This is a genomic window from Actinomadura coerulea, assembly GCF_014208105.1.
In the GTDB taxonomy this organism is placed as follows: domain Bacteria; phylum Actinomycetota; class Actinomycetes; order Streptosporangiales; family Streptosporangiaceae; genus Spirillospora; species Spirillospora coerulea.
The window spans coordinates 7,849,119-7,869,230 of sequence record NZ_JACHMQ010000001.1; the positions used below are offsets into that span (position 1 = coordinate 7,849,119).

Here is a 20,112-nt window from a genome sequence, read left to right on the forward strand (position 1 = left end):
GCCGCTCCTGTGGCCGCGCGCTCGCGCGGGAGGGACCAGCCGTTGATCAAAACTTCCGGCGACCGCAGTCAGGGGTTGAAAGCAGTCACTCGCTGTGGCTGCGTGCGGTCACACTCCGCGACGCAGTGTACCGACCGTTGATTGCCTACACCAATAGCCGGTCACTCGACCCAACGTTTCCAGGGTTTCATCTATTCCGTCCCCAGCCCGCCAGGCGTTACGCACTCGGCGAGGCGGGGCCTCCGGGGCCGGTCGAAGGCGGTGCGGAGACGGCCACATCCGGACACATCGCGACGACGCGGGCCCCCGCCTCGGGGAGACGGGGGCCCGCGTCGGGGTGGTGCCGGGGGTCAGTAGCTCCGGCGGCGGGTCCGCCAGCCGTGGCCGCGGCCGCGACCGCGCGTGTGCATCGTGGTGAGCGCCGCCACGCCCAGCGCGGCGATCACCACCGCGAAGACGAAGGCGACGAGCATGCCCGCCCCCAGCGCGTCCGCGACGACGCCGCCGAGTATCGCGCCGGCGATGCCGACGAGGACCGTGAGCAGGATGCCGATCGGATTGCGGCCCGGCACGACCAGCCGCGCGAGTGCACCGATGACGGCACCGACGACGATGAACCAAAGGATCGTGGTGAGCATTTCGATCAACCATTCCTTTCCCTGGGCCGGTCGCCCGAGGTCGGTGATCGGTATGCCCCACCTGCCGGATCGAAACAAAAATCTGCTCAAGCAGCGTTGGGGAAAGGTAAAGCCGCAGGTCAGGTGTACTTCGTGCCGAAGCCCACGCTGCGCTGCTCGTCCTCGGCGATCTCCAGGTAGCCGACGCGGGCGGCGGGGATGACGACCCGGCCGGCGCGGCGGTCCTTCAGCACCAGCACGCCGTGCGCGTCGGCGAGCGCCGCGCCGAGCGCGTCCTGCACCTCGTCGGCCGTCTGGTCGGTGTCGACCACCAGTTCCTTGGCCACGTTCTGGACCCCGATGCGAACCTGCACGCGATGCCTCCCGTCGTCGGGCGCGTCCCGCCGACCGCCGGCGGACCCGCCTCCGATGGTCGCACGGAGATCGCCGGACGCGCCGCCGCGCCGTTGTGCCGAGGGTGAACGCCCCCGGCGCGGGCCGGGGCCGGCGTCCGGCGTCAGGCTTGGTCGGTGGTGCGGGGGAAGCCGGAGATGCCGCGCCAGGCGAGCCGGGCGATGATCTTCTCCGCGGTGTCCTTGGGGATCGACCGGTGCTGGGAGAGCCAGAAGCGGGCGCTGACCTCGGCCATGCCGACCAGGCCCATGCCGAGCAGGTGCGCCTCCTCGGCGGGGGCGTTGGTGTCCTCGGCGATGACCTGCGCGATCATCTCGGCGCACTGCTGGTTGGCGCGGTCGACGCGGGCGCGGACGGGCGCGACGTTGCGCAGGTCGGACTCGAACACCAGCCGGTAGGCCTCGCCGTCGCCCGCCACGAAGTCGTAGAAGGCCTGCATGCTCGCCTGCACGCGCAGCTTGTTGTCCGTGGTGGACTCCAGCGCCTCGCGGACGATCTTCACCAGGGCCTCGGCGTGCTCGTCCAGCAGCGCCAGGTACAGCTCCAGCTTGCCCGGGAAGTGCTGGTAGAGCACGGGCTTGCTGACACCCGCGCGCTCGGCGATCTCGTCCATCGCCGCGGCGTGGTACCCCTGGGCGACGAACACCTCCTGGGCCGCGCCGAGCAACTGCTTGCGGCGCGCCAGTCGTGGCAGCCTCGTGCCACGGGGGCGGGCGTCCGGGGTCGCGGTCACCACACTCTCCGATCACCGAATCGTGGGGACGGATGGGGGTCGTCCGTCACCGGGAACAATCTCATTATCCTACGCGCGGGTAACTCCGTTGGTCACGGGCACGGCCCGCCGGCGTTCCTTCGCGCAGGTCAGTGTATTCCCGCCGGAACCGGGAGCGGGCCGCCCCGATCTTTCTGTGCGCCTTCCTTCCTGTGCGGGACGCCAACGCGGGCCACCGGGGTCACCGGTAGTCGTCCTCGTCCAGCCGGACCTCCCGCCGCTGCTCGGCCGCGTCGGCCTCGTTCGCCTCGTCCGGGACGGGGCCGCGCTCGACGCGCTCCTCGTCGCCGAGGCCGGCGCGCTGCTCGGCGGCGTCGGCCTCGTTGGCGTCGTCGGGCGCCGGCTGCTCAAGGTCGTCGGTCTCGCTCATCAGGGGTCCTCTCCTCCAGGTTCACGGCCGTCTCAGGGCTCACGGCCGTCTCGGGTTCACAGCCTTCCGGCCAGCTCCCGCAGCGGCGCCTCGACGGACTCGCCGTGGGTCGGGAACGCGTGGACGACGTCGGCGAGCAGGCTCAGCGGCGTCTCCGCGCGGATGGCCAGGGCGATCTCGCTCATCCACTCCTCGGCGTGGAGTCCGGCGGCGGCGGCGCCCACCAGCAGGCCGCGGGTGGGGTCGGCGTACAGCTCCACCCGGCCGCGCTCGTCGGCCTCGACCGCCGACCGGGCCGTCGCGGCGAGGTCGTACCCGGCGGTGAGGAGGTCTATGCCGAGTTCCTCCGCCTGCCTCGGCGAGATCCCCACCGAGTAGACGGTGGGCGTCGTGTAGACGACGCGGGGGATGGCGCGGTAGTCGGCCTCGCGCCGGTGGCCGAGCAGGTTCGACAGCGCGACCTGCGCCTGGTAGCGGGCGGCGTGCGTGGTGCGGGCGACGCCGGTGACGTCGCCCGCCGCCCACACGCCGCCCGCGCCGCACGGCACCCGGCACGTCTCGTCCACGGGGATGCCCTGGCCCGGGGTGATGTCGATGCCGAGGTTCTCCAGCCCGAGGCCCTCCACGCGGGGGCGGCGCCCGGCGGCGGCGAGGACGCGGTCGGCGTCGAGGGTCCCGCCGTCGGTCAGCCACAGCCGCAGCCCGACGTCCTTGCGCTCGGCGTCGGCGACGGCGGTGCCGAGCCTCAGGTCGACGCCCATCCGGCGCAGGGCGTCCGCGAGCACCTCGCCGGCGAACGGCGCCTCGGCGGTCAGCAGCCGCCCGGACGCCTCGACGACGGCGACCTGCGAGCCGAACGCCGCGTACACCTGCGCGAGCTCGCAGCCGACCGGGCCGCCGCCGAGGATCACCAGCCGGCGCGGCAGGTCGGGGACCGACAGCGCCTCGGAGCTCGTCCACAGCGGCACGTCGGCGAGCCCCTCGACGGGCGGGATGACCGGCTCGCTGCCGGTGCACACGACGAGGTCGCCGAAGCCGTGCACGGCGCCGTCCACCTCGATCCGGCCGTGGTCGAGGACCTGCCCCCGGCCGCGCAGGACGGTCACGCCGTCCTCGGCCATCCGGGCGACGGCGGGGTCGTCGCCCCGGTTCCCGGCCAGCGCGTCCCGGCGGGCGAGGGCCATCTCCCAGGACTCGCCGCGGCGCGCCGACAGCAGCAGCGACTTGGACGGGACGCAGGCGAAGTACGGAGACTCCCCGCCGACGAGGCGGCTCTCGACGAGCGCGACGTCCCTTCCCGCGCGGGCGAGGCCGGTCGCGACCAGCTCTCCCGCGGTCCCCCCGCCCAGCACCACGGCGTCGTAGTGGTGGTTGTGCGACAACGGTTTCTTCCTTCCACCCGTGATGTCCCCACCCACCATGGTGACGGAACGCGGTCCCGGAGAGTGCCGATTCGAACACATAGGGCTCCCGAGATCACCGGAGCCGTTCAGGGCAGGGGCCGGTGGTCCTTCAGAAGCGGTTCCAGGAGGTCGCCGTGCTCGTCCACCCGGGCGAGGACGTCCTCGGGGCCGAAGACGAGGTCGGCGGCGTCCCCGCACGACTCCAGCTCGTCCCAGGTGATGGGCGTCGACACCGAGGGGCGGTTCCCGGCGCGCAGCGAGTAGGGCGCGACGGTCGTCTTGGCCGGGTTGTTCTGGCTCCAGTCGACGAACACCTTGCCCTCGCGCAGCCGCCGCTCCATCTTCGCGACGACCAGCTTCGGGTTCTCGTCCGCCAGGCGCTGCGCGGCGGCCTTGGCGTACTCCGACGTCCGCTCGGCCTCCTTCGGCTCCTCGATCGGGACGTACAGGTGCAGGCCCTTCTTGCCGCTCGTCTTGGGACAGGACTCCAGACCGTCCTCGGCGAGCACGTCGCGCAGCAGGGCCGCGACCTCGCACGCCTCCACGATCGTGGCGGGCGGGCCCGGGTCCAGGTCGAAGACCACCAGGTCGGGGGTGTGCACCTTGCCGCGAGGGCCGACCTTCCACTGCGGGACGTGCAGTTCCAGCGCGGCGAGGTTCGCGCACCACACGAGCGTGGGCAGGTCGTCGACGACGACGAAGTCGAGCGTGTCGCGGCCCTTGGAGCTGCCGGGGGTGGGGATCGTCGCGGTGCGGATCCAGTCCGGGGTGTGGGAGGGGGCGTTCTTCTCGAAGAACTTGCCGCCGTCGACGCCGTCCGGCCAGCGGATGCGGGTCGCGGCGCGGTCCCGCAGGTGGGGGAGCATGACCGGGGCGATGCGGGCGTAGTAGTCGATGACCTCGCCCTTGGTGAACTCCGGGTACAGGTTCTTGTCGAGGTTGGAGAGGGAGAGCTGACGGCCGTCCACGTCGACGGCGGTCCTCTTACTGCTCACTCGTGACCTCCAGGGGGTCCTTGTCGTCACGCAGGCCCCGCCAGGACGGGAATCGGAGGCGGCCGTCCCTGGTCCGGGCACTGTAGGCGACCTCCCCGACGAGCCGGGGCTCAACCCATTGGGCGTCGCGGGCGAACTCCCGCGGAACGGGCTCGTCGTAGGGGCTCGTCGGACGGCGCAGCGGCCACAGCGTCTCGTACAGCTCGTCCAGGGCGCGGTCGCTGAAGCCCGTGCCCACGTGCCCGACGAAACCCAGCCGGCCCTTCCCGTCGTACTCGCCGAGCAGCAGCGAGCCCACGCCGCCTTCGCGCCGGCCCTTCCCGGGCTTCCAGCCGCACACGACGACCTCGCGCGTCATGAAGTTCTTCACCTTGCGCCAGAAGTCGACGCGGCGCCCCGGGCGGTACGGCGAGTCGAGGCGCTTGGCGAGCAGGCCCTCCATCCGCTGCTCGCGGGTGAAGGCGAGCAGCTCCTCCACCTGGAGCCGGTCGCTTCCGTGCAGGTACGGGGGCACCTCCACGGGGCCGGTGCCGGCGAGGTCCAGCTCCGCCAGCACCGCGCGGCGGTCGGCGTAGGGGAGGTCGTACAGCAGGTGCCCGTCCAGGAAGAGGACGTCGAACACGACGTAGCGGACGGGCACCTCGCGGATCAGGCGGGGGTCGGGGCGCTGGACGTGCATCCGGCGCTGGAGGCGTTCGAAGCTGGGGCGTCCCTCCTGGAAGGCGACGACCTCGCCGTCCAGCACGACGTCGTGGTCGGGCAGCAGGTCGGCGAGGGCGGACAGCTCGGGGTAGCGGCCCGCCACCTCGCCGCCGCGCCGCCCGGCGGCGCGGACGCCGTCGGCGGAGACGTGCGACAGGACGCGCACGCCGTCCCATTTCAGCTCCAGGCCCCACTTCCCGCCGTCGGAGGGGAGGTCCCCGGTGGAGGCCATCATCGGCTCGACGGGCCACGGCATGGTCATACCGCCGTCTTACCCCGTCCCGCCGCACGGGGAAAGGATCACGACGTCGTTCTGGCGCAAATCGAACGACGTTGCGACGCTAGGGGCAGGAACGGGCTGGGTAAGGACGGATCATGCGCAGTATCTGGAAGGGCGCGATCTCCTTCGGTCTGGTGACCATACCGGTGAAGCTCTACTCGGCGACCGAGCAGCGGGACGTCGCCTTCCACCAGGTGCACCGCGAGGACGGGGGGCGCATCAAGTACAAGCGGGTGTGCACGGTCGACGGCGAGGAGGTCTCCTACTCCGACATCGCCAAGGGCTACGAGCTGCCGAGCGGCGAGATGGTGATCCTCACCGACGAGGACTTCGCCGACCTGCCGCTGTCGTCCAGCCGCCGGATCGACGTCCTGCAGTTCGTGGAGCGCGAGGAGGTCGACCCGATCTACTTCGCGAAGTCCTACTACCTGGAGCCCGACGCGCAGGGCGCCAAGCCGTACGTGCTGCTGCGGGACGCGCTGGAGAGCTCCGGCCAGGTCGCGATCGTCAAGGTGGCGCTGCGGCAGCGCGAGTCGCTCGCGACGCTGCGGGTCCGCGAGGGCGTGTTCGTCCTGGAGACGATGCTCTGGCCGGACGAGGTCCGCGCGCCCGAGTTCCCCTTCCTGGAGGAGGACATCGAGGTCCGCAAGCAGGAGCTGTCGATGGCGACGTCCCTGATCGAGTCGATGGAGGGGGACTTCGACCCGGGCGAGTACAAGGACGCCTACCGGGAGGCGCTCCAGGCGGTGATCGACGCCAAGGTCGAGGGGCGGGAGGTGGCGCGGCCCGCCGAGGAGGGCGCGGAGGAACCCGCCGCGGACCTGCTCAGCGCGCTGCGCGCGAGTGTCGAGGCGGCGAAGAAGAGCCGCGGCGAGAAGACGGGGAAGGCGGCGTCGGGCAAGGGGGCGCCGGCGAAGAAGCCCGCCGCGCGCAAGACGGCGTCGTCCAAGTCCGGCGAGAAGAAGGAGCCGGCCAGGAGCCGCGGCCGCAAGTCGGCGTGACTCCGCCGCGGGGGTGGCGGCGTCCGGGCTCGGTGGTTCACGAGCATGCCCCCAGAGCGGGTCGCGGCGTCCCCTCGAATCGGCTGGAGGACGGCCGCGTGCGCCGAGCGGCTCAGTTGTCGCGGCGGGCGGCGAGCACCCGGCCGACGGCGGCGGCAGCGGCGGCCGGGTCGGCGCACGGCGCGATCCGCTCGCCCCAGCCGTAGCAGTAGGACCAGCCGTCGCCGGAACGTTCCCGCACCGCGATGACGCTCTCGTTCACCCGCGGCAGGCGGGGGTCGGCGATGTGCGCGGTGGGACGGCGGTCGGCGGGCGCGGCGACCTCGACGGCCCAGCCGGCGGAGCGCAGGACGCCGGTGAGCCGCTCCAGGTGCGCGAGCGCCGTCTCGGCCTCGGTGATCATCAGCGCGGACATGGTGCCTCCAAAGGAACGTCCCGGCACGGGAGGGGTTCGGGGATCCGCCGGGCGGGGGCCGTCGCGGAATGCCTCACGCGAGGGCGGAGCCGGTGGAATGGCGTTCAGTCTTGCGCCGGGCGGAGGAGTCCACAAGCGGTTCGGGGGGATTGGTGGCCGGCACTTCGGTGTGCCGGCCACCGGGGCGGGCGTCAGCCCACGGGCTCCAGCCGCGACGGGGGAGCGGCGGGGGCGTCGCCCTCGCGGATCCCGTACCGGCCGTAGAACCGGGCGAGCGGGCCGGGCGCCCACCAGTTCGCGCGGCCGAGCAGCCGCATCGTGGCGGGCACGAGCAGCGCCCGGACGACGGTCGCGTCCAGCAGGATCGCCACGGCCATCCCGACGCCGGTCATCTTGATGAACGTGATGCCGGACGTGGCGAACGCTCCGATCACCACGATGAACAGCAGCGCGGCGCTGGTGATGATGGCGCCGGTGCGCTGCACGCCGGAGGCGACGGCCGCGGTGTTGGAGCCGGTCAGGTCGTACTGCTCGCGGACCCGCGACAGCAGGAACACCTCGTAGTCCATCGAGATGCCGAACAGCATCGCCAGCATGAGGATCGGCATCGCGGGGGAGATGGAGCCGGTCGCGGTGAAGCCGAGCGGGCCGGACAGGTGGCCGTCCTGGAAGACCAGCACGACCGCGCCGAAGGTGGCCGACAGCGACAGCATGTTCATGACGATCGCCTTCAGCGGCAGCAGCACCGACCCGAACGCGAGGAACAGCAGGAGGAACGTGGCGCCGCCGACCAGCAGGGCCAGCCAGGGCAGGGTCGCGCCGATGCTGTCGAGCTGGTCGACCACGTCGGCCGTCTCACCGCCGACGTGGGCGCGCGCGCCGGGCGGCGGCGGGACGTCCCGGACCCGCTGGACGAGGTCGCGGGCGGCGCCGGAGTTCGGGTCGGCGTCGTAGCGCAGCGCGATCCGGGTCGTCGTCCCGCCGGCGCCGGTGACCGTCGCGTCCGTGACGCCGGGCAGCGCGTCCAGGCGGGCCCCGTACGCCTGGACGGCGGCCCGGTCGGACGTTCCCGTCACGACGGCCTCGATCGGGCTGGTGGCGTTGCGGGGGAAGCGGGTCTCCAGCGTCTCGGAGACGACCCGCGCGTCGGTGCCGTCCGGCAGCACCTTCGCGTCCACGCCGCCCCAGTTGATGCGCAGGAACGGCGCGCCGAGCGCGAGGAGCAGCGCCACGGTCGCGACCATGTAGACGACCGGGCGGCGCATCACGCTGCGCGCGACCCGCCCCCACCAGCCGTCGGACCGGTCGCCGGCCGCCGCCGCCCGGCGCCGCCGGATCGGCAGCGCGTTCACCTTCGGGCCGAGGGCGGCCATCAGCGCGGGCAGCACGGTCAGGGCCCCGGCCATGCACACCAGCACGGTGGCGATGCCGCCGTAGCCCATGGAGACCAGGAAGTTCTGGTCGAACAGCAGCAGCCCGGACAGCGAGACGGCCACCGTGACGCCGGAGACCGCGACGGTGCGCCCGGCCGTGGCCATCGTGGCGGCCAGCGCGTCCTCCGCGGAGGCGCCGTCCCGGCCGATCTCCTCGCGGAACCGGCTGACCATGAACAGCCCGTAGTCGATCGCGAGGCCGAGCCCGAGGAACGTGGTGATGTTGACGGCGAAGATCGACACGTCGGTGACGTAGGCCAGCGCGTGCAGCGCGGTGAACGAGCCGAGGATGGCCATGCCGCCGACCAGCAGCGGCAGGCTCGCCGAGACCAGCCCGCCGAAGATCAGCACCAGCAGCACCAGGAGCACCGGCATGGCCATGCCCTCGGCCCGGCCGATGTCGGACGAGACGCGCTCGTTGATCGCGACCCCGGTGCCGACCGCGCCGCCGACCTTCGCGGTGAGCCCGCCGCCGACCTCGGCGAGGTCGTCCCGGACCGCCTTGTAGCTGTCCTCCCTGGCGGCCTCGTCGGAGCCGGCGAGCTGCAGGACGGCATAGGTCGCCTTGCGGTCGTCGCTGACGAACTGCGGCGCGTCGGTCGTCCAGTACGTGCTGGCCTTGGCGACCTTGTCCGGGGGCAGCGCGGCCAGGGCGCGCTCCACGGACGCCTGGAAGGACGGGTCGTCGACCGTCGTCCGGCCCTGGTAGAGGACCACGACGTCGGCGGCGCCCCGCCCGAGGTCGCGCTCGGCGATCCGCTCCGCCGCCGCGCTCTGGCTGCCCGGCGTGTCGAAGCCGCCGGAGGAGGTCAGCGCGCCGAAGACGCCCGTGCCCCACACCGCGGCGAACACCAGGAACGCTCCCGCGGCGGCGAGGACCCACCGCCTGCGCCGGTGGACCCACCTGCCCCATCGCTCGAACATGACGCTCCTCCTCCAGCCCCGTTACCTTGAGTAATTTCAGTAAACGCCGTAAACTGAGAACAGCGTTAACTTCGCATACGCTGTTAGCTGTCGTCAAGAGTGTTTTTGAGGAATCATGCGAGGGCGGCCGGGCACCCGGCAGAGAGGGGGCGGAGGTGGAATCGCGTCGTGATCGTCTGCGGGCCGCGACCGTCAGGGAGATCACCGACACCGCCCGGCGGATCCTCGTGGAGGAGGGCCCGGACGCGGTGACGCTGCGCGCCATCGCCCGCGAGATGGGCATGACCGCCCCCGCGCTCTACCGCTACTTCGGCAGCCACGGCGAGCTGCTGCGGCACCTGGTCGGCGACCTGTTCACCGAGCTGACCGGCGACCTGCACGCGGCCATGGAGGACGTGCCGAAGGGCGACATGAGCGGCAAGTTCATGACGGTGGCCCGCCAGTTCCGCCTCTGGGCGCTGGGGCATCCCCGCGAGTACTCGCTGCTCTTCGGCGCGCCCGTGCGCGGCGCCGCGCACCGGGAGGAGGTCGACTTCGCCGAGGAGTGCGCCCGCCAGTTCGGCTGGACGTTCATGGCCCTGTTCCTGGAGCTGTGGAGGAAGCAGCCGTTCCCGGTGATGCCCGAGGAGGAGATCGACCCCGGCCTGCGCGAGGAGCTGCGCCGCTACCGCGACGACGTGCTCGGCATCGCCCTGCCGCTCGGGGTGATCCAGCAGTTCCTCAAGTGCTGGATCAGGCTCCAGGGCGGCGTCAGCCTGGAGGTCTTCGGCCACCTCGAGTTCGCCCTGAGCGACGCCGCCCCCATGTTCGAGCTGATGCTCCGCGAGGTGACGGACGAGCTCGGCCTGACCTACGCGCCCCCCAGGGGCTGAGCGGGGCTTTCCGCCGGAGAGGCGCCGCGGTCGCGCGGCCGCCGAGGCGTCAGGTGATGTGCCAGATGACGGCCCGCGGCGCCGAGGCCCGTACGGGCCCGGACAGCGGAAGGCCCCCGGACCCGTGGCGGGTCCGGGGGCCTTCCGGCGGGCGTCAGTAGGACGGGAGGCTGGGGTCGATCTGGTTGACCCAGGCCAGGACGCCGCCGCCGACGTGGACGGCGTCGCCGAAGCCGGCGTTCTTCACGACGGCGAGGGCCTCGGCGGAGCGGACGCCCGACTTGCAGTGCAGGACGATCTTCTTGTCCTGCGGGAGGCGCTCCAGGGCGGAGCCGTTCAGGAACTCGCCCTTGGGGATGAGCGTGGCGCCCGGGATCGCGACGATCTCGTACTCGTTGGGCTCGCGGACGTCCACGAGGAAGATGTCGTCGTCCCGGTCCTGCATGGCCTTGAGGTCGTGCACGGAGATCGTGGAGTCCCTGACGGCCTCGGCGGCCTCGTCGGACACCGCGCCGCAGAACGCCTCGTAGTCCTCCAGCAGGTCGGTCTGCGTCGGGTTCTTGCCGCACAGGGGGCACTCGGGGTCCTTGCGGACCTTGACCGAGCGGTAGGTCATCTCCAGGGCGTCGTAGACCATCAGCCGGCCGACGAGCGGCTCGCCGATGCCGGTCAGCAGCTTGATGGCCTCGTTCACCTGGATGGAGCCGATGGACGCGCACAGCACGCCGAGGACCCCGCCCTCGGCGCAGGAGGGCACCATGCCGGGCGGCGGCGGCTCGGGGTAGAGGCAGCGGTAGCAGGGGCCGTGCTCGGCCCAGAAGACCGAGGCCTGGCCGTCGAACCGGTAGATCGAGCCCCACACGTACGGCTTGCCGAGAAGGACGGCGGCGTCGTTCACCATGTACCGGGTGGCGAAGTTGTCGGTGCCGTCCACGATGAGGTCGTAGCCGGAGAAGATGTCCATGATGTTGTCGCGGTCGAGCGCGGTGTCGTGCACCACGACGTCGATCAGCGGGTTGATGTCACGGACGGTCTCGGCGGCCGACTCGACCTTCGGCTTGCCGAGGGAGGACTGCCGGTGGATGATCTGCCGCTGGAGGTTGGACTCGTCCACGACGTCGAAGTCGATGACGCCGAGGGTGCCCACCCCGGCGGCGGCCAGGTAGAGCAGGGCGGGGGAGCCGAGGCCGCCCGCGCCGACGACCAGGACCTTGGCGTTCTTGAGGCGCTTCTGCCCGGCCATCCCCACATCGGGAATGATCAGGTGCCGCGAGTAGCGGTTGACCTCGTCGCGGGTGAGCTCCGGGGCGGGCTCGACCAGAGGTGGCAACGACACGGTGAATGCTCCTGTGCTGGCGCTCGACGTTCAAGGACGGCGGGACGTCATCGTCCTCCCACGGCACAACCTTGCCATGTGCTGCGGCATTCCCGGCAGGCGCCCGCCGGACGGTTGCCCGTGTCTCACCCGGTAGCGGAATGGATCGCCATGAAAGGGGCACCGTACGGGCGCGAGGCCGGCGACCGGACCGGCCGCGGGTGAGGAGAGGTGACGGGCATGGGGTTCATGAAGAGGCTCACGGGCGAACGGGCCGGCCGCCGGACGGCGGGGAAGCGGCGCAAGCCGAGCCCGCGCGAGCAGCGGGCGCGGATGCGCACCGAGCAGGCCGAGGCGAAGCTCCTGGAGACCGAGGCCCTCATCCACGAGGAGGCCGAGCGCCTGCGCCGCGCTACCCGGACGTCCGCATAATCCAGGCTATCGGGGGCATAGGCCGGGTTGTACGACACTCCGTACATGAGGAGGAACAGTGGGTTTCCTCGACAAGCTGAAGAACAAGACTCAGCAGGCCAAGGGCCGGGGCAAGGAGGAGGCCGGGCGCCAGTCCGGTGACCCGTACCTGGAGGCCGAGGGCAAGAGCGACCGCGCGACCGGCGGCGCCAAGCAGGTCGGCGAGAAGGCCAAGGACGCCGCCAGGGAGGCGAAGCGGGCCGTGGAGTAGGACTCCGGCCTCGATATCCGGCCGCTGGACCTTGTGGAGCGGGGCCCCTCCGAGGAGGGGCCTCATCCCTTCCTCCCCCGTGCGGCGACGGCGGGCCTTGGCGGGATGACAAGCGGAATGTCGTGAAGCGCCGTTAATCTTGACTGTTGTGGCATTCCTGCCCCCCTCCCAGCAGCCGCCCCCGCCGCGGTCCCCGCACCGGCCCGGCACGCCCGGCGGCTTCCGCCCGCCCGGCCCGCCCGGCCCGCACGCGAACCCCGTTCCAGGGCTCGCGCGTCCGTTCCGCGCGCCGCCGCGACCGGTGGACGCGGGCGGCCCGCCGACGGTGATGGGGCTGACCGGCCGCCAGTGGATGGTCGCCGCGCTCGTCCTCGGATGCTGCTACCTCGTCGCCACGGGGATCTCGTTCGTCGGCACCTGGACGACGCTCAAGCGCGAGCCCACCAACGCCGAACTCCAGATCGCCGCCAACAAGGAGGTCGCGCGCCGCTGGGAGGCGTGGCCCGCGCGGCGCGTCTTCCCCGAGCGGCTCGGCTACCGGCCGACGGGCAACCACACCGAGTACGCGACCAGGACCGGGATCGTCCCCGACGCCGGCTGCGTCCAGGGCGTGGACGAGGAGATCGCGACGACGATCGCCAGGCACGGCTGCCGGGCCGTCCTGCGCGCCACCTACGTCGACCAGTTGCAGGGCGTCGTCGTCACCGTCGGAGTGGTGGCGTTCCCCGATCCGTGGAAGGCCGACCGGGCCTACAAGGAGCTGCCCGGCTCGCAGGGCCCGGACGGGACGGGCTCCGTCCGCCCCGCCCTGCACGCCGCCGCGTTCCCGGGGACCGCGTCCGCCCGCTTCACCGACGAGGCCAGGCAGGACCGGACGATCGACCGCGGGGGCCCGTACGTCGTGCTGACCACCTCCGGTCAGGCCGACGGACGCCCCGCCTCCACGATCAAGAAGCAGCGCCCGGGCGAACCGTTCGCGGTGTCCCCGCAGATCGCCCACGCCATCGCGCGGGCGCTGTCGGCCAAGGCCCTGCCCGACTGCGACCAGCCCGAGTGGCGATGCTGAGGGGGGCGCGGGCGAGGCGTCGCGGTCTGCCGGCGGCGGTGGCGGCGGCGGTGCTGGCCGGAGGCTGGCTGATGCCCGTCCACGCCCGCGCGGACGCGGTGCGGGACGGGCAGCGCCCCATCCTCGCCCTGCTCGGCATGGAGACCGCCTGGAAGGTGACCAAGGGCGACGGCGTGACGGTCGGGGTCGTCGACACGGGCGTCGACCCCACCCAGCCGGACCTGCGCGGCAAGGTCACGGTCGGCCCCAACATGCTCGCCGGGATCGACGCCGGGACGGCGCCCGCGCGGCTGCACGGCACCGCGATGTCGACGCTGATCGCCGGGCGGGGGCACGGCCCGGGCGGCCGCTCGGGCGTCCTCGGCATGGCCCCGCGGGCGCGCATCCTCGCCGTCCGGGCCATCGGCGAGGAGGAGGACGCCAGCTACCGCCGCTTCCGGACGTCGTCCAGGGCGCAGGGCTCGGTGGCGCGCGGCATCCGCTACGCCGCCGACCACGGCGCCGACGTCATCAACCTCTCGCTCGGCAGCCCGGACGAGAATCCCGCCGAGCGCGAGGCCATCGGCTACGCCCTCGGCAAGGGCGTCGTGGTGGTCTCGGCCGTCGGCAACGACGGCGACGAGGAACGGCTGCTGGACGGCGACGGCTTCGCCCCCTACTTCTATCCGGCGTCCTACCCCGGCGTGATCGCGGTCGCGGCGACCGCGCCCGGCCACACCCGCGCGCCGTTCTCCAACCGCAACTACTCGGTGCTGCTGTCGGCGCCGGGAGCGAACCTGCCCGTCGGGGTCCCGGGCGGCCGGTACTTCAGCAGCAACGGCACCAGCGACGCCAGCGCGATCGTCGCCGGGATCGCGGCGCTGATCCGCGCGAAGCATCCCCGGATGGCGCCCGCGCTGGTCGCGCAGGCGCTCGTCCAGAGCACCCGGCACGGCCCGTCCGGCGGCTACGACCCGGAGGTCGGGTTCGGCGAGGTGCACGCGGCCCGCGCCCTGTCGGCCGCGGACTCGCTGGCCTCGGCGTCGCCCGGCCCGGCGCAGGCCAAGCCCGCCGGGCAGCGGTTCGGGAAGGCGGACCCCGGCCCGGTGGGAGTCATCGAACGGCCCTTCTGGGTCCGCCCGCTGATCATCGTGATCGTGCTGCTCGGGCTGGGCGGGACGGCCGGCGGGCTCGCGCTCGCGGTCGCGTTCCGGCGGCGCCACCCCGGGCGGCCGCCCGCCACCCCGTCCTGAACCGCCTTGGGCTACGCTCCGCTGGTGTCGCGCGCCGAGATCTCCGCCCCGGACGGCGAGCCGGAACCGGGCGCCGGACGGCGGGTCTCCCGCAGGACGGCCGCGCTGGTGGCCGCGCCGGCGTGCGCGACCGTCCTCGTCGTCGCCGGGGTCCGGCTGACCGCCGAGCTGACCCGCGCCCCCACCCCGGCCGAGCGCGCGCAGGCCGCGGCGGCGGAGCCGGCCGGCCGCTACCGGACCTGGCCCGCGGGGCGGATCTTCCCCGCGGGCCTGCCCTACCGGCTCGGCCAGGCGTCCGCCGAGACGGCCCGCCGGGTGGGGATCGGCCCCGACACCCGCTGCGAGACGGCCGTGGACGACGCGTTCGCCCGGACCCTGACGGCCCGCGGCTGCCGCGCCGCGCTGCGCGCCACCTACCTCGACCAGGCGCAGGGGCTCGCGGTCACGGTCGGCGTCGTGGTGTTCCCGGACGAGCGGACCGCGCGCGAGGCCGTCGCCTTCTTCCCCTCCGGAAGGCCGGGGCCGGGGCTGCGCGCGCTGCCGCTCGCCGGTTCGGTGGCCGCCCGGTTCGGCGACGCCGCCCGGCAGGCGTCCACCGCCGCGCAGCGCGGCCCGTACGTGGTCGCGGCGACGGCCGGCTACGCCGACGGGCGTCCCGCGATGCGCGGTTCCCTGGCCGACGCGGCCGAGCTGGCGCCGCAGCTCGTCCAGGGCGTCCTGCGGCCCCTGACCGCACCCGCGGCGGTCAGCTGCGGCACCCGGGAATGGCGGTGCTGAGGCGGGCCGCCGCGGCGGCCGCAGCGCTGGCCCTGGCCGCGGCCCCCGCCGCGCCGCCGGCCCGCGCCGCCGCGCCGCCGAACCTCGCCGCCGCGCCGCCGAACCTCGCCGCCGACCCGGTGCGGGACGCGGTCACCCCCGTCCTCGAGTCGCTGGGCGTGCCGCGCGCCTGGACGATGTCCAAGGGCGGCGGCGTCACCGTCGCCGTCCTCGACTCGGGCGTGGACGGGGACCAGGCCGACCTCGCCGGCTCCGTCACCGCCGGGCCCGACTACACGCGCGGTGCGAACCCGCCCGGCGTCGCGCCGAAGCGGCTGCACGGCACCAACATGGCGTCGATCATCGCCGGGCACGGGCACGGCCCCGGCGGAACCGAGGGGGTCGTCGGCGTGGCGCCCGAGGCGCGCCTGCTGTCCGTGCGGGTGATCCTGGAACGCGACGAGCCGGGCTTCGCGGAGTTCACCGGCGGCGGGCGCTACACGGGGACGATCGCCCGGGGCATCCGGTACGCCGTCGACCACGGCGCCGACGTGGTCAGCCTGTCGCTCGGCCGCTCCTACCCCACGCCGCGCGAGCGCGACGCCGTCGCCTACGCGATCAGCCGGAACGTGGTCGTGGTCGCGGCCGCCGGCAACAGCGGAGCCGAGGACGATCCGCGCGGCGCGGGGAGCCGGCCCGCCCCCGCGCGCGGCGCCCGCCGGCCCGGGGACGGCGCGCCCACCCGGTACTTCTACCCGGCGTCGTTCCCCGGTGTGATCTCCGTGGCCGCGGTGGACGCGCGGGGGCGGCACGCCGGGTTCTCCAACCGCAACTCCGGCGTCGTCGTCTCCGCGCCCGGCGTGCAGATCATCGGCGCCGGCCCGGACGGCCGGTACTGGATCGGGGACGGCACGAGCCCGGCGACCGCGTTCGTCTCCGGCGTCGCCGCGCTCATCCGGGCGCGCCACCGCGGCCTCGCCCCCGCGCTGGTCACGCAGGCCATCGTGGCGAGCACCGGGAACCGCCCGGCCCGCGGCTACGACCGGGGCGTCGGGTTCGGGCGGGTGGACGCCGCCGCCGCGCTCGCCGCGTCCGACACCCTGGCGGGCGCCCGGACGGGCGGCGCGGGCCTGCCCGCGGGGAAGCGGTTCGCGACCGGCCCGGTCCGGCCGGTCCAGGTCGTGCACCGCTCCGGCGGGCTCGTCCTCGCCTGCCTGCTGATCTGCGCGCTGTCCCTGCTCGGCCTGGCGGGCTCCGCCGTCCTGCTGCGCGGGGGCCGCGATCCGGGAGAATGAGCGGATGTGGTCCGAACCTGACGAGTACGCCGAGGCGGTGCTGGACGCGGTGGAGCGCATCCCGCCGGGCCGCGTCCTGTCCTACGGGGACGTCGCCGAGCTGGTCGGGCGCGGCGGGCCGCGGCAGGTCGGGCGCGTGATGTCGCTGTACGGCGGCGCCGTCCCGTGGTGGCGGGTGATCCGCGCGGACGGGAGCCCGCCGAGCGGCCACGAGATCCGGGCCCACGAGAACTACCGCGCCGAGGGGACCCCTCTGCACCGGGACGGCCGCCGCGTGGACATGGCCCGCGCCAGGTGGGTGGGGTAGGACCGCCTGTCGCGTTTCTCTCCCGCGACATGCGTGCGTTGTGGTCAGAACGGTCCCTGTGATCTGTTCCAATGAACTGTTGTGCCGTCAGCTTCCTACCGTCTCGTGCGACGCGCGGGTCCCGCGCGGAGCGGCCCGCCCCTGCTCGACGAGCAGCAGCGGCGGGTGGTCGAGCATGCCGGCGGGCCGATGCTGGTGCTGGCGGGGCCGGGCACCGGGAAGACGACGACGATCGTCGAGGCGGTCGTCGACCGCGTCGAGAACCGCGGCGTCGACCCCGAGCGCGTCCTCGTCCTGACGTTCAGCCGCAAGGCGGCGGGGGAGCTGCGGGAGCGCATCACCGGCCGCCTGAACCGGACCACGCGGACGCCGTTGGCGCTCACCTTCCACAGCTACGCGTACGCCCTGATCCGGCGGGACGCCGTGCTGAACGAGGAACCGCCCCCCCGGCTGCTGTCCGGGCCGGAGCAGCTGCTGGAGGTGCGGCGGCTGCTGGAGGGCGAGCTCGCGGACGGCGCCCGCGACTGGCCGGAGCGGCTGAGGGCCGCGCTGGCGACGCGCGGGTTCGCCGAGGAGCTGCGCGACTTCGCCCTGCGCGCGGTCGAGCGGCAGTACGCGGCCGAGGACCTCGCCGCCCTCGGGCGCGTGAGGGGCCGCGACGACTGGGCCGCCATCGGCGGGTTCATGGAGCGGTACGTCGACCGGTTCCTGCTCGACCCCGTCCCCACCTACGACTACGGCGAGCTGATCCACATGGCCGCGGGCATGCTCGCGGACGAGGAGGTGCGGATCCGGGAGCGCGACGCCTACGACGCCGTGTTCGTGGACGAGTACCAGGACACCGACCCCGCGCAGGAGGCCCTCCTGCACCACCTCGCGGGCGAGGGGCGCGACCTGGTCGTGGTCGGCGACCCGGACCAGTCGATCTACGGGTTCCGGGGCGCCGACGTGCGCGGCATCCAGGAGTTCCCGGACCGCTTCCGCACCCTCGGCGGCGACCCGGCGCCCGTGGTGGCGCTGCGGACGTGCCGCCGGATGGGGCCCGAGATCCTCACCGCCTCGCGCCGCATCGCGCGGCGGTTGCCCGCCGGGTCGGCGGGCGCGGCCGAGCACCGCGCGCTGCGGCCGGTCGAGGAGCTGGACGAGGGGGAGGTGCGCGCGGTCATCGCCGACTCCGAGAGCCAGGAGTCCGCGCTGGTGGCCGACGAGCTGCGCCGCGCCCACCTGCTCGACGGCGTGCCGTGGTCGCGGATGGCCGTCCTGGTGCGCAGCGCCGTGCGGCAGGTCCCGGTGCTGCGGAGGGCGCTCGCCCAGGCCGGTGTGCCGGTGGTCGTCGCGGGTGACGAGGTGCCGCTGGTGGGGGAGCCCGCCGTCCGCCCGTTCCTCGTCCTGCTGCGGGCGGCGTTGAAGAAGGGCTTCCTGGACGAGGTCGTCGCCGAAGACCTCCTGACCGGGCCGCTCGGCGGCGCCGACGCGCTCGCCATGCGCCGACTCAAGCGCGCTCTGCGCGACCTGGAGGAGCTGTCGGGCGGGCAGCGCCCGCTGGGCGACCTGCTCGTCGCGGCGGTGAACGACCCCCGCGAGCTGGTGCTGGTCCACGAGAGGGTCCGCGCGCCGGCGGAGCGGATCGCGAACCTGATCGAGGTGGCGCGGCGCAGCGTGCACGACGGCGGCACCGCCGAGGACGTGCTGTGGGCCGTCTGGCAGGAGAGCGGCCAGGCCGACGCGCTGCTGGAGCAGAGCGTCAAGGGCGGGACGCGCGGCGCGGCGGCCGACCGCGACCTCGACGCCGTGGTGGCGCTGTTCGACCATGCCGCGCGGTTCGTGGACCGGCTGCCCCAGGCGGGGCCCGAGCTGTTCGTCGACAACATCGCGTCCCAGGAGATCGCCGGGGACACGCTGGCCGAGCAGGCGCCCGAGGGCGAGGCGGTCCGGATCCTCACCGCGCACCGCTCCAAGGGCCTGGAGTGGGACGTGGTCGTCGTCGCCGGCGTCCAGGAGGGCGTGTGGCCCGACGTCCGGCTGCGCGGGTCGCTGCTCGGCGTCGAGGAGCTGATCGAGCACGCGGCCGGGGCCGAGCCCGACGGGGACGCCGCCGCCGGCGCCTCGATGGCCGCCAAGATGCTCGACGAGGAGCGGCGGCTGTTCTACGTGGCGGTCACGCGGGCGCGCAGGCGGCTCGTGGTGACGGCGGTCGGCGGCGACGACACCGAGGAGCGGCCGTCCCGCTTCCTGAACGAGCTGCTCCCCGGCGCGATCGAGCAGTCCCAGCTGGACGAGAAGACCCGCTGGCTGTCGCTGTCGGCGCTGGTGGCCGACCTGCGCTCCGCCGTCGGCGACCCGTCCCGCCCGGAACCGCTGCGGCGCGCGGCGGCCGGGCACCTGGCCCGCCTGGCGCGCGCGGGCGTGCGCGGCGCGCGGCCGGAGAACTGGTACGCGATCACCGCGCTGTCCGACGGCGGGCCGGCGTTCGCCGAGGACGAGCCCATCACGATCTCGCCGTCCCAGGTCGAGGCGTTCACCACGTGCGGGCTGCGCTGGCTGCTCGCCTCGGCGGTCGGCGCCCAGGAGGGCGGGCCCAACGAGTACAGCACCATGGGCAAGGTCGTCCACGCCGTCGCCGAGATGGCGGGCGCGGACGACGGCGTCGACGAGGTGCACGTCGCGCGGCGGCTCGACGAGATCTGGAAGGACCTGGAGTTCCGCAGCTCGTGGTACTCGGAGAAGCAGCGCGAGCAGGCCGCGAAGATGGTCGACAGGTTCCTCGCCTGGCACCGCGACAACCCCAACGAGGTCGTCGCGCTGGAGGAGTCGTTCAAGGTCGACCTCGGCCGCGTCGTCATCAAGGGCCGCATCGACCGCGCCGAGCGCGACGAGCAGGGCCGCGCGGTCATCATCGACATCAAGACCTCCACCACCGCCGTCCCGAAGGACGACCTGGCCCGGCACCCCCAGCTCGGCGTGTACCAGTACGCGGTGATGCTCGGCGCGTTCGAGCGGCACGGGCTGATCGAGCCGGGCGGCGCGAAGCTGATCCAGGTCGGCAAGGCGGCGTTCACGGCGAAGGCGCGCGAGCAGGAGCAGCCCCCGCCCGCCGAGGACGCCGACCCCGAGTGGCCGAAGAAGCTCGTCGAGATCGTCGCCACGGGGATGGCCGGCGACGTCTTCCAGGCCAGGGCGAACGACAAGTGTCGCACCTGTCCCGTACGCTCCTGCTGCCCCGTCCATGACGAGGGCGGGCAGGTGGGTGACTGACTAGCT

General features: G+C 73.7%; 20 protein-coding genes. 10 read left to right on the forward strand and 10 right to left on the reverse strand.

Annotated features, from left to right (window positions below):
* Positions 1-350 precede the first annotated feature (350 nt).
* From BKA00_RS36455 to ligD (BKA00_RS36485), 7 genes are all read right to left on the reverse strand, one after another.
* Positions 351-638: a GlsB/YeaQ/YmgE family stress response membrane protein gene (locus BKA00_RS36455; RefSeq protein WP_185035303.1), complete on the reverse strand. Its 288-nt coding sequence runs from the start codon at positions 636-638 to the stop codon at positions 351-353.
* 119 nt (positions 639-757) lie between these two features.
* Positions 758-991: a DUF3107 domain-containing protein gene (locus tag BKA00_RS40750; protein ID WP_185032854.1), complete on the reverse strand. Its 234-nt coding sequence runs from the start codon at positions 989-991 to the stop codon at positions 758-760.
* 143 nt (positions 992-1,134) lie between these two features.
* Complete coding sequence (locus BKA00_RS36465; protein ID WP_185032856.1) at positions 1,135-1,764, reverse strand: TetR family transcriptional regulator; 630 nt, start codon at positions 1,762-1,764, stop codon at positions 1,135-1,137.
* Positions 1,765-1,984: 220 nt separating this feature from the next.
* Positions 1,985-2,173, reverse strand: coding sequence for a hypothetical protein (locus BKA00_RS36470; protein WP_185032858.1), 189 nt, complete (start codon positions 2,171-2,173; stop codon positions 1,985-1,987).
* A gap of 56 nt (positions 2,174-2,229) precedes the next feature.
* Positions 2,230-3,555, reverse strand: a complete 1,326-nt coding sequence (locus BKA00_RS36475) for a dihydrolipoyl dehydrogenase family protein (protein WP_230299241.1) — start codon at positions 3,553-3,555, stop codon at positions 2,230-2,232.
* 107 nt (positions 3,556-3,662) lie between these two features.
* Positions 3,663-4,571, reverse strand: coding sequence for a non-homologous end-joining DNA ligase (gene ligD / locus BKA00_RS36480; RefSeq protein ID WP_185032860.1), 909 nt, complete (start codon positions 4,569-4,571; stop codon positions 3,663-3,665).
* Positions 4,561-5,535, reverse strand: coding sequence for a non-homologous end-joining DNA ligase (gene ligD / locus BKA00_RS36485; RefSeq protein WP_185032862.1), 975 nt, complete (start codon positions 5,533-5,535; stop codon positions 4,561-4,563). The genes ligD (BKA00_RS36480) and ligD (BKA00_RS36485) overlap by 11 nt, the downstream gene beginning before the upstream one ends.
* A gap of 113 nt (positions 5,536-5,648) precedes the next feature.
* On the opposite strand from ligD (BKA00_RS36485), the gene ku reads away from it, so the two are divergent.
* The gene (ku, locus tag BKA00_RS36490) at positions 5,649-6,554 is read left to right on the forward strand and encodes a non-homologous end joining protein Ku (protein ID WP_185032872.1); all 906 of its coding nucleotides are present in this window, start codon (positions 5,649-5,651) and stop codon (positions 6,552-6,554) included.
* A 112-nt stretch (positions 6,555-6,666) separates the two neighbouring features.
* On the opposite strand, the gene BKA00_RS36495 is transcribed toward ku, so the two are convergent.
* Both BKA00_RS36495 and BKA00_RS36500 read right to left on the reverse strand, forming a co-directional pair.
* Entirely contained in the window at positions 6,667-6,969 is a 303-nt protein-coding gene (locus BKA00_RS36495) for a hypothetical protein (protein WP_185032874.1), read from the reverse strand.
* 191 nt (positions 6,970-7,160) lie between these two features.
* Positions 7,161-9,326 (reverse strand): MMPL family transporter, encoded by a 2,166-nt coding sequence (locus BKA00_RS36500; protein WP_185032876.1) that lies wholly within the window; start codon positions 9,324-9,326, stop codon positions 7,161-7,163.
* 155 nt (positions 9,327-9,481) lie between these two features.
* Here BKA00_RS36500 and BKA00_RS36505 point away from each other — a divergent pair, with 155 nt between their 5' ends.
* A complete protein-coding gene (locus tag BKA00_RS36505) occupies positions 9,482-10,198 on the forward strand; it encodes a TetR/AcrR family transcriptional regulator (protein WP_185032877.1) in 717 nt (238 codons plus the stop codon).
* A gap of 154 nt (positions 10,199-10,352) precedes the next feature.
* On the opposite strand, the gene moeZ is transcribed toward BKA00_RS36505, so the two are convergent.
* A complete protein-coding gene (gene moeZ / locus BKA00_RS36510) occupies positions 10,353-11,534 on the reverse strand; it encodes an adenylyltransferase/sulfurtransferase MoeZ (RefSeq protein WP_185032879.1) in 1,182 nt (393 codons plus the stop codon).
* 219 nt (positions 11,535-11,753) lie between these two features.
* On the opposite strand from moeZ, the gene BKA00_RS36515 reads away from it, so the two are divergent.
* From BKA00_RS36515 to BKA00_RS36550, 8 genes are all read left to right on the forward strand, one after another.
* On the forward strand, positions 11,754-11,945 hold the full coding sequence (locus BKA00_RS36515) for a hypothetical protein (RefSeq protein WP_185032881.1): 192 nt from the start codon (positions 11,754-11,756) through the stop codon (positions 11,943-11,945).
* 58 nt (positions 11,946-12,003) lie between these two features.
* Positions 12,004-12,195, forward strand: a complete 192-nt coding sequence (locus tag BKA00_RS36520) for a CsbD family protein (protein ID WP_185032883.1) — start codon at positions 12,004-12,006, stop codon at positions 12,193-12,195.
* A gap of 148 nt (positions 12,196-12,343) precedes the next feature.
* Complete coding sequence (locus BKA00_RS36525) at positions 12,344-13,261, forward strand: hypothetical protein (RefSeq protein WP_185032885.1); 918 nt, start codon at positions 12,344-12,346, stop codon at positions 13,259-13,261.
* Positions 13,255-14,493, forward strand: a complete 1,239-nt coding sequence (locus BKA00_RS36530; protein WP_185035307.1) for a S8 family peptidase — start codon at positions 13,255-13,257, stop codon at positions 14,491-14,493. The genes BKA00_RS36525 and BKA00_RS36530 overlap by 7 nt, the downstream gene beginning before the upstream one ends.
* 24 nt (positions 14,494-14,517) lie before the next feature.
* Positions 14,518-15,270, forward strand: coding sequence for a hypothetical protein (locus BKA00_RS36535; RefSeq protein WP_185032887.1), 753 nt, complete (start codon positions 14,518-14,520; stop codon positions 15,268-15,270).
* Positions 15,264-16,544 (forward strand): S8 family serine peptidase, encoded by a 1,281-nt coding sequence (locus BKA00_RS36540; RefSeq protein WP_230299240.1) that lies wholly within the window; start codon positions 15,264-15,266, stop codon positions 16,542-16,544. Before BKA00_RS36535 ends, BKA00_RS36540 begins: the two co-directional genes overlap by 7 nt.
* A gap of 4 nt (positions 16,545-16,548) precedes the next feature.
* Positions 16,549-16,851, forward strand: coding sequence for an MGMT family protein (locus tag BKA00_RS36545; protein WP_185032891.1), 303 nt, complete (start codon positions 16,549-16,551; stop codon positions 16,849-16,851).
* A gap of 105 nt (positions 16,852-16,956) precedes the next feature.
* A complete protein-coding gene (locus tag BKA00_RS36550; protein WP_230299239.1) occupies positions 16,957-20,106 on the forward strand; it encodes a UvrD-helicase domain-containing protein in 3,150 nt (1,049 codons plus the stop codon).
* Positions 20,107-20,112 lie beyond the last annotated feature (6 nt).

What these genes read in the sequence shown, in the direction of transcription:
- BKA00_RS36455 (WP_185035303.1), bottom strand. Translation starts at nt 638, where the DNA reads ATGCTCACCACGATCCTTTGGTTCATCGTCGTCGGTGCCGTCATCGGT.
- BKA00_RS36470 (WP_185032858.1), bottom strand. Translation starts at nt 2,173, where the DNA reads ATGAGCGAGACCGACGACCTTGAGCAGCCGGCGCCCGACGACGCCAAC.
- ligD (WP_185032862.1), bottom strand. Translation starts at nt 5,535, where the DNA reads ATGACCATGCCGTGGCCCGTCGAGCCGATGATGGCCTCCACCGGGGAC.
- ku (WP_185032872.1), top strand. Translation starts at nt 5,649, where the DNA reads ATGCGCAGTATCTGGAAGGGCGCGATCTCCTTCGGTCTGGTGACCATA.
- BKA00_RS36495 (WP_185032874.1), bottom strand. Translation starts at nt 6,969, where the DNA reads ATGTCCGCGCTGATGATCACCGAGGCCGAGACGGCGCTCGCGCACCTG.
- BKA00_RS36500 (WP_185032876.1), bottom strand. Translation starts at nt 9,326, where the DNA reads ATGTTCGAGCGATGGGGCAGGTGGGTCCACCGGCGCAGGCGGTGGGTC.
- BKA00_RS36515 (WP_185032881.1), top strand. Translation starts at nt 11,754, where the DNA reads ATGGGGTTCATGAAGAGGCTCACGGGCGAACGGGCCGGCCGCCGGACG.
- BKA00_RS36530 (WP_185035307.1), top strand. Translation starts at nt 13,255, where the DNA reads ATGCTGAGGGGGGCGCGGGCGAGGCGTCGCGGTCTGCCGGCGGCGGTG.
- BKA00_RS36545 (WP_185032891.1), top strand. Translation starts at nt 16,549, where the DNA reads ATGTGGTCCGAACCTGACGAGTACGCCGAGGCGGTGCTGGACGCGGTG.